Annotated in this window: 8 protein-coding genes; 2 read left to right on the top strand and 6 right to left on the bottom strand. The window is 38.5% G+C overall.

All coding sequences use genetic code 11. The features are described from left to right. Positions 1 to 318: 318 nt before the first annotated feature. The 5 genes from JSS34_03675 to fabZ form a co-directional block, all read right to left on the bottom strand. The gene (locus tag JSS34_03675) at positions 319 to 2223 is read right to left on the bottom strand and encodes a hypothetical protein (protein MBS0185436.1); all 1905 of its coding nucleotides are present in this window, start codon (positions 2221 to 2223) and stop codon (positions 319 to 321) included. 113 nt (positions 2224 to 2336) lie between these two features. Continuing rightward, entirely contained in the window at positions 2337 to 3572 is a 1236-nt protein-coding gene (gene lpxB, locus JSS34_03670; GenBank protein MBS0185435.1) for a lipid-A-disaccharide synthase, read from the bottom strand. Beyond that, a complete protein-coding gene (gene lpxI / locus JSS34_03665; protein MBS0185434.1) occupies positions 3554 to 4399 on the bottom strand; it encodes a UDP-2,3-diacylglucosamine diphosphatase LpxI in 846 nt (281 codons plus the stop codon). Before lpxI ends, lpxB begins: the two co-directional genes overlap by 19 nt. A gap of 8 nt (positions 4400 to 4407) precedes the next feature. Then, entirely contained in the window at positions 4408 to 5211 is an 804-nt protein-coding gene (gene lpxA / locus JSS34_03660; GenBank protein MBS0185433.1) for an acyl-ACP--UDP-N-acetylglucosamine O-acyltransferase, read from the bottom strand. Between the two features lie 24 nt (positions 5212 to 5235). Continuing rightward, positions 5236 to 5745: a 3-hydroxyacyl-ACP dehydratase FabZ gene (fabZ, locus tag JSS34_03655; protein MBS0185432.1), complete on the bottom strand. Its 510-nt coding sequence runs from the start codon at positions 5743 to 5745 to the stop codon at positions 5236 to 5238. A 494-nt stretch (positions 5746 to 6239) separates the two neighbouring features. Here fabZ and JSS34_03650 point away from each other — a divergent pair, with 494 nt between their 5' ends. Next, complete coding sequence (locus JSS34_03650; GenBank protein MBS0185431.1) at positions 6240 to 6563, top strand: hypothetical protein; 324 nt, start codon at positions 6240 to 6242, stop codon at positions 6561 to 6563. Positions 6564 to 6650: 87 nt separating this feature from the next. Beyond that, entirely contained in the window at positions 6651 to 6983 is a 333-nt protein-coding gene (locus tag JSS34_03645) for a hypothetical protein (protein MBS0185430.1), read from the top strand. Between the two features lie 30 nt (positions 6984 to 7013). On the opposite strand, the gene lpxD is transcribed toward JSS34_03645, so the two are convergent. Next, entirely contained in the window at positions 7014 to 8081 is a 1068-nt protein-coding gene (gene lpxD / locus JSS34_03640; protein ID MBS0185429.1) for a UDP-3-O-(3-hydroxymyristoyl)glucosamine N-acyltransferase, read from the bottom strand. Between the last annotated feature and the right edge of the window lie 14 nt (positions 8082 to 8095).

Below are 8095 nucleotides of genomic sequence, written 5' to 3'. Positions count from 1 at the left end.
TTAAAGCACCTTTTTCTTTCTATCATACCTGAAATCAATCTCAAATGAAATCTTTAGAAGGGTTTTCTTAAGAATACTCTCAAAAAGAACCTCTTATGTTTCTTCACTTTCCTTATGGAAAGCACCTGATCAAAGGAGTCTCTAAACACCTGACAAAACAGTATGGATCTAAGATTTGGAATGGACACCCTTAAAAACATCAAGCAATTTTATATAGAGTACAAAGAGATAAGATTGAACGGAAGGTCTTAATTCTTTAATCTCCAAAAGCGCTGAGAAAAAATTATCAAAAAATAATAAAAGATGGCGGCCCCTTTTCTAAAGATCTTTTATCATATCCTGAATCTCTTCCGCCGATACTTTAATATCCACCCCTATTGTCTTAAAAACACGTTTGATATGATAAAAAATTCCAAAGTGATCAGCTTGAGTCTGATAAAACATTGCTTTAGCCCACTCTTCTTTTGATAACCTCTCATTTTCTGAAAGATTTTGGTCATAGCGATAATAAAGACAAACGAGTTCTGGAAAACAAAGCTGTTGACAAAAATCAAGAGCATCGTTGCGCAAAAATGTTTCTAAATGTAAGTAAAAAGGGTGATTTCCTAATTTCTTCAAAAAATCGAGATCAGAAAAAAGACTCCTTAAAACTGCGTATCTCTCAGAAATCTTTGATTTAAGAGACTTAAGTTCTTCTCCTAAGACCTCTTCCATTCTTACTTCAGCATTATAGACTTTTGGGTCTATCGGAACAAATCCCTTCCAGCTCAAAATATCTTCTTCAAGTAAAATCAGAAAAGGACGTCCTTCTTGTTGGAGCTCATTAGAGGTATTATTGCTAACCATAGGGTTCTTTTCAAGCTCTCTTACTTCCTCACGTAAAATAGAATTTGGTGTGAACCAAAGAATAAAATTATCTGGCAAACATGATTCTTTATCATACCAACTTAAGCCGTTTATAACTCTGCATTTGCCAAATGTTTGAGGAACTTCCCTTTCACAGCTTTCTAAAACAAAGCCTGGACCTGTCTCTTGTATAACTTCCCGGGCATAAAAATGATGCTCTTGAACATAGCCCAAATAAAATTGCCAAACCATATCTCTGTATTTAGATATTTCAGCTTTTTCGAACTCTTCAGAAATTCTAAAAAGGATTGGAAAATGATGAACAATGGTTACTGGTTTTTTCTCAAAATGAGCTTTTAATTTTTGTAGAATCACGCGACTCTTTTCTTTTCCTTCAGGCCCTTTAATAAATTTTATAAAATCATTCCCGCCAGAACTACAGCCAACACTCATGCCATCAAAAAGATCCCTAAAGTACTCTCTCTCTTCCCAATCTTCAGAACAATTCATTTCTTCACAAAAGCGGTCTTCATCTGAATAAGCTAAAATACTCCCATCTGGCGCATCTTTATGTAACGTATTTAAAAGAAGTCGATAAACATCACTTGCAATGACAGGGTTTCCAAAACACGCATTGTTAAAGATCGTTTCTAACATCTTATGATACGCAAAATGTTCTCTTTTTAGTGTTTTAACAACTTCTTCTACAAATTGAACTGAAAACCTATCATTAAATTGACTTTGAAGGGCTCTAAATTTCTCCTCATTAGAGCTATATGTCCAAGGATCACATGTCATAACAACACTTACTTTTTGAGGAGTCTGACTTAAGAATAGATCCACTCTAGAAAAGAAAATTGATCTATACTTTTCTCCCCCAATCAGAATTCTCTTTTTTGGATGATCTTTTGAAAGCATGTGAGGCCTATGGCCCGCCGTCCAAAAAAAATGAAGATATACCTGAGGTGTTCTATTAAGCCAAAGACCAATTTTTAAATTCTTTTGTGCTGAATCAATATCTATGAGTTCAAATGATTTATCGTCAACTATAGGAGAGGCTAAAATAGGGTGATCTTCTTCGTCATTTGAAAAAAATAAATCTTCATTTCTAAATTTACAGGGGGTTTGTAAACGTAAAAAGCTGAGATTTTCTTTTCCACCTATAAAGCTCAACTCTTCTGTTTCAAAAATAGGATGAAATTCTTCGTCTTCTGAAAAAAATAAATCTTCATTTCTAAATTTACAGGGGGTTTGTGAACGTAAAAAGCTGAGCTCTTCTTTTTCATCTAGAAAGCTCAACTTTTCTGGTTCAAGCCCGAACAAAGGGGCGTTTCCTAAAAGAAATAAAAAACATAAAAACTTTAAAATAAAGTGCATGAAAAAGCCTTTTTTAAATTAAGAATAAACTGAATAAGTCTTTACTTTAAAATAATTGCGAAATTCTTTTTTTCAAGCAAGTAAATATATATTTTTTATCTTGCTTTCCGAATTTATAGATTTAAATCTCTTTCTAAACATATACGGATCGTTTCTGCCGCAACAAGACTTGGATTTTTTTGAGAAGCTGGCGAGAGAGCTTGACGTACAAGCTTAAAAGAACGCTTTTGATCTGCCTGTAATTTTTTGCTCTTATAAAGAGCTTCCAAAGCCTCGCATAATGTATTTGGCTGGCAGGCTTCTTGAATTAACTCAGGAACAACGGCTTTTTTTAAAATAATATTGGGCATGGAAACATAGGGTATTTTAATCATACGGCGCACAATAAAAGCTGTGAACCAACTTGTTTTATATGTAATCACCATCGGAAGATTTGCTGCTGCCAGTTCTAAAGCAACGGTTCCAGATGCGCCAAGAGCAATTTTAGAAGCAGCAAAAGCATCTTTTTTTGTATTTTCTCCTTCAATCACCCAAATGGGAAAACTGACAGGATGTTTTTGAAGAATTTTTTCAATCTGGGGCTTTAAAAAAGAAAGCGTCGGCAGCACAATCCCAAATTTTGGAATTCTATGGGAAAGTTTTTGAAAGGTCTCTAAAAATATAGGGAGGTGTGTTAAAACTTCTCCTGTTCGGCTTCCCGGCAATGCACAAATCAAGGGGAGGTCACTTGGAATTTTAAAGGCCTTGCGAAGTCTTTCGCCCTTTCCTTCTGCATATCCTCCCTCAAGGATAGGATGTCCCACAAAAGTTGCAGGAAGCCCTTCTTTTAAGAAATAAGGCGGCTCAAAGTCAAAGAGGGTTAACAGATGCGTTAAAAATTTTGATATTTTTTTGGCCCGCTTTGGTCGCCAAGCCCAAACTGTTGGCGCGCCATAATGAATATGGGGAAGCGGATGTGTTTTTTGAGCCTTTTCTAATTTTCGAAGGGCACGTCCTACTCTAAAGCTAAAAGCAGGCGCATCAATTGTAATAAGAGCTTGAGGTTGTTCTTCAAATACATATTGGGCCACTTCTTTTACACGTTTTAAGACATTTAAAGCCTGAGGTAACACCTCAAGAACCCCAATAATTGTTAAATCTTCCATGGGAAACAAGCTTTTCATGCCCTCAGCACACATTAAAGGCCCGCCTACGCCCACAAATTGGGGGTCTTTAAAAATCTGCTTCAAAGATCGCATAAGCGAACAGCCCAAAAGATCTCCAGAAGGCTCTCCCGCAATAATGCAAAATAAAGGAGATTGAGAAGAATGGGAGCGTGGGGGTAAATCTGTTATTTTTCTTCCTCCCATCCAAAAACAAAAAGGCCTGCTTTATCCGCAAATTCTTGGCAAACTTTTTGATGAATTAAAAGTGTTTTAGAGGCTTCAGCAACAACCCCTAAAAAGCCTTGCGCTCGGAGGTTTTCTAATGTTTTAAGACCAAGCGTGGGAAGATCTACTTTTTCATCTTGTTGAGGCTTACAAAGTTTCACAAGAAGCCCACTTGGCATTCCCCTCTCAAAGCGTTCTTTTTTAAGATCTCCACATCGTTTGATCAGAGCATCAGTGCCTTCAATGGCTTCCACTCCTAAAACTAGACCTTGATCAATAATGACAGATTGCCCCACATCTGCAGATCCTAAAAGGCGCGCAACCTTAATCCCAAGAGCCATATCTTCTAAAAGAAAAGAAGGAATAGTGTTTTTTCCCAAAGGTCCTCTAGGAAGAAGAATATTTTCAGCCGGGAGAATTTCTTCAATCCGCTTAACAGAAAATCCTTCGTTTTCAAGCTCTTGGACCAAGAAAGAGAGAAGCGCATCATCTCCAAGGGCCTTCATTCCAAGGCGTGTCATTAATTTCGCGGTATAAAAATCCGGCCTTAACTCTTTAAAAGAAGGTCTCTGGATGGACCCAATGAGCACGACCTCCTGAACATTTTCAGAACGAAGTGCTTGAAGCATTTTCCCAAGAGCACCGAGCCTACACCAGAAGTGGGGAATTTTTCCTTGAAAAAGATCTGACGCCGTTTGTCCTTCAAACCCAATTCCAAAAATCGGCCGACCGATTTTAAGACACTGCTCGATCACCTGAAGGGGAAGATCACCACCACCAGCAATAAGACCAAGTTTTGGAAACATTTTTTCCCCTAAGACGCACTTTTAGGTAAACAAAGTGCGCGATCTGTTTGAGACTGCATAAAAGAGAGAATTTCCATGACAATTTCATGGTCTTTAAACAATGTCGCAACATCTAAAATACGCTCTGCCATTGTACCTTCTTGTGCAAAAAGAAGACGATAGGCATTTCTCAGACTATGAATACTTTCTCTTGAAAAACCACGCCTTTTAAGTCCAATAACATTGAGTCCTGAAAGGCGTGCACGGTCTCCCATCACAGATCCATAAGGGATAACATCATTCTCAACACCCGACATTCCACCAATCATAGCATGTCTCCCAATACGAACATATTGGTGAACAGCTGAAAGCCCACCAATATTGGCATAATCTCCAACGGTTACATGTCCTCCCAATGTCGCATTGTTTGCCATAATGACATGATTTCCAAGCTTACAATCATGCGCAACATGCGTTGCAACCATCAAAAAACAATGATGTCCAATCCGCGTTTCTCCGCCCCCTTGAGCTGTCCCAGGATGAATGGTGACATGTTCTCGAAGAATTGTGTTCTCTCCAATGATTATTTGGTGTTTTGACTTTTCATAGGTCAATCTTAAAGATTGCGGAGCCCCCCCCAAAACAGCAAAAGGAAAAACTTCAACATTCTTACCAAGATGGGTTCTTCCTTGAATGACAACATTTGAATGAAGAACAACATTATCTTCTAATATGGCTTCTTTTGAAACACTACAAAAAGCCCCAATAGAAACATTTTTACCCAATTGAGCGCCTTCTTCAATAAGGGCTGTGGGGTGAATGCCCAAAGACATCGTTTTTGAGGGTTGAGACATTATTTAAGAATCCATCAACATTGCGGTAAAAATAGCTTCTGCAACAGGGGTATTATCGACAAGCGCTTTTCCCTCAAATCGCCACACGTTAGAACGTTGACGCTGCTTTATGACATGAAGATGCAACGTGTCTCCTGGAACAACAGGCTTCCTAAAACGGGCATTTTCGACCGACATAAAATAGACAAGTTTTCCTTCACATTCTTTTCCCATGGTGCGCATAACAAGAACAGCCGCCGTTTGTGCCATTGCCTCAATGATAAGAACACCTGGCATAATCGGACTTTCCGGAAAATGACCTTGGAAATACCATTCGTTTAAGGTGACATTCTTAATGCCCACACCACTTTCATTTGGAATAACATTGACGAGCTTATCAATAAGCAACATCGGATAACGGTGCGGAATCATTTCACGAATACGAATAATATCAATCGTCTCAGGAACATTTTGACTGTTATTATTTTCCGAAGATTCTTTATGGGCTTGAATATTGAGAGAAGAAGCTGTCATGAAATTCTCGCGACTAAATTTAAAAGGTTATAACTTTTAAGCCATCTACACTTAAAGAGTAGAAATCATATATTCTCTTATACAACCATTTTAAGGTATTTTTCTATCCTAAATTTATAAGATTTTTTAAGAATGTTTTTTTCTTTTTAATAAGATCCTGTTTATGGAAGAAAGCTCTTTTTGAAAAGGCTTGTAAGATTCTTGTTAAAATGCTGAGTTCCTCTTATTTTTAAGCTTATGACTTTCTGTTATAGATTATTTTCTTTTTAAAAAAAGAGAAACATCTCTGATTACCTTGACTTATGTTTTTTCATATTAAAATTGACTTTTTTAACAATAAAGCCAATGATATTAAAAGATAAAGCCTTAAAGATTACGAAAAAAATAACAAGCTTATCGATGCCACTTTTCAAGACATTTATGTTCTTACACCGTTCAATTAAAAATATATGGAGAAAAAAGGCCTCATGAACTTTCTTAAAAAATTCCTTTCCTTGTCCTCTAAGTCCTTTCTTATTCTCACGCTTCTTCTCTCTTTTCCCCTCAAATCTTATGCCATTGATGCTGCGATGATTGGGATAGGATCCGTTATTGTTACCTTAGGTGCAACAATTTGGGGACTGGGCGTATATCTTCATATATCTCCGGAGTTTTACAAAAAATGTTGTGGGCAACATCAAGATGATGAAGATGAAGGTCGACCTCTTGTTAAGAAAAATCCCTCTCCTCATCGCACAAAGGACGAACATATTATTCACAATCCTCCCAAAGGCCCCTCTCATATGCATGAAGATGACTCCCAAAGAGGTGTGGGTTGACATTTTAAAAATACCAATGTTATATTCTTAAAAAAGGGATCGTTTTCCCATAATAAATTATCACAACCAACTTAAGAAGTTTCTCTTATGAAAAAAATCAAAAAATTTTCCTCTCTGTTATGCTTTGTTTCTCTTATGTTATCAGCGACCCCTATGAAAGCGCCTGCCAATCCTGGTTATTGCGCTTCCTGGGCTATTGCAATCGGATACATGTATGCAGGCGCGATTGGAAGCGCAATCGTCTGTATTGGCGGCATAAATTGCTGTAAAGCACTCAGTAATGGATGTGAAAACCTCTGTCAAACGAGCTCTAAAGGGTTAAATAAAAAAGAGAGCTCCAAAGAGGATGATTTTGAAGGTCAAACTCTTCTTTCAAAAGGACCGCGCCTTTCCGTACAATCAGACGAGGATGAGAACTGATTTAAGAAAAAAAACAGCCCTATAATTAACTTACTGGGATGTTTTCTCTTTGCGAAGGGAGGGATTTCGAATGAGACGACTTAAAGTGGCATTTTGCTTATGCCAGTTCAAGATTGCAACGGCGGGCGTTCCGGCGACTGTTTCACCCTCTGCAACATCCCGCATTAAGCCACTTTGAGCCGCAATGCGCGCTCTTGATCCTATCTTAAGATGATCTGCAAATCCAGCTTGCCCGCCTGCTGCAACATAATCTCCAAGGACCGTACTTCCTGCAATTCCGACTTGAGCCACAATAATACATCCGCGGCCAAGCGTAACGTTATGAGCAATTTGGACAAGATTATCAATGCGCGTTTGAGCTCCAATGAATGTATCTTTGAGTGACCCACGATCGATTGTACAATTAGCTCCGATTTCAACACCATCTTCCAAAATGACACGTCCTAAATGTGGAAGCGCAATAAAACCTTTCTCATCCGTTACGAATCCAAAGCCTTCTTGGCCAATCCGTGTTCCTGGGCCGATAATGACACGCTTTCCAATCAGGGCAAAAAAGAGACTGACATGAGGCGCAATCCGCGTTCCTTCTCCAACAACAACGTGAGGTCCAATAATCGTTTGAGATCCAATCTGAACATGGTCGGAAATCTCTGCCCCCTCATGAATCACAACGCCAGGCTCCAAGATAACATTCTTTCCAATTTGAGCTGTTGGATGAATAAAACACGCCTGGGATTTTATAGAGTATTCAGCACCGAGCGTGGGCAAAACACGACTGTCTGGATAAAATGCCGCCGCCACTTCAGCAAAAGCACGCAAAGGAGCCTCCGTGTAGAGAGGAAACACGGTTGGAGGAATATTTTCTTTTAAAGACTCTCTTACAAAACACAAAGACGTTTTTGTATGGCTTAAATCTTGACGATATTTATCAAGGCAAAAGCTGATCTCACCTTCTTGGGCCGTATCAAGAACCCCCACATCTTTAATCCATAAATCATGGGGAGGAGATTGGTCTTCATTCAGACGAACGCCAGAAATCTCTAGGATACGTTCAAGAGAAAAAGGTCCCTTATTTTTATAAAAACGAGAATCTGCCATCTTTCCTTCTCACG

The sequence above is a fragment of the Pseudomonadota bacterium genome, assembly GCA_018242545.1.
GTDB lineage: Bacteria > Pseudomonadota > Alphaproteobacteria > 16-39-46 > 16-39-46 > 16-39-46.
The sequence above is the reverse complement of the archived record's forward strand: the minus strand, read 5'-3'. Positions and strand labels throughout refer to the sequence as shown.

Excerpts from the sequence above, each read along its gene's own strand:
- lpxD (MBS0185429.1), bottom strand. The coding sequence starts at position 8,081 with ATGGCAGATTCTCGTTTTTATAAAAATAAGGGACCTTTTTCTCTTGAA.
- lpxB (MBS0185435.1), bottom strand. The coding sequence starts at position 3,572 with ATGGGAGGAAGAAAAATAACAGATTTACCCCCACGCTCCCATTCTTCT.
- JSS34_03645 (MBS0185430.1), top strand. The coding sequence starts at position 6,651 with ATGAAAAAAATCAAAAAATTTTCCTCTCTGTTATGCTTTGTTTCTCTT.
- fabZ (MBS0185432.1), bottom strand. The coding sequence starts at position 5,745 with ATGACAGCTTCTTCTCTCAATATTCAAGCCCATAAAGAATCTTCGGAA.
- lpxI (MBS0185434.1), bottom strand. The coding sequence starts at position 4,399 with ATGTTTCCAAAACTTGGTCTTATTGCTGGTGGTGGTGATCTTCCCCTT.
- lpxA (MBS0185433.1), bottom strand. The coding sequence starts at position 5,211 with ATGTCTTTGGGCATTCACCCCACAGCCCTTATTGAAGAAGGCGCTCAA.
- JSS34_03675 (MBS0185436.1), bottom strand. The coding sequence starts at position 2,223 with ATGCACTTTATTTTAAAGTTTTTATGTTTTTTATTTCTTTTAGGAAAC.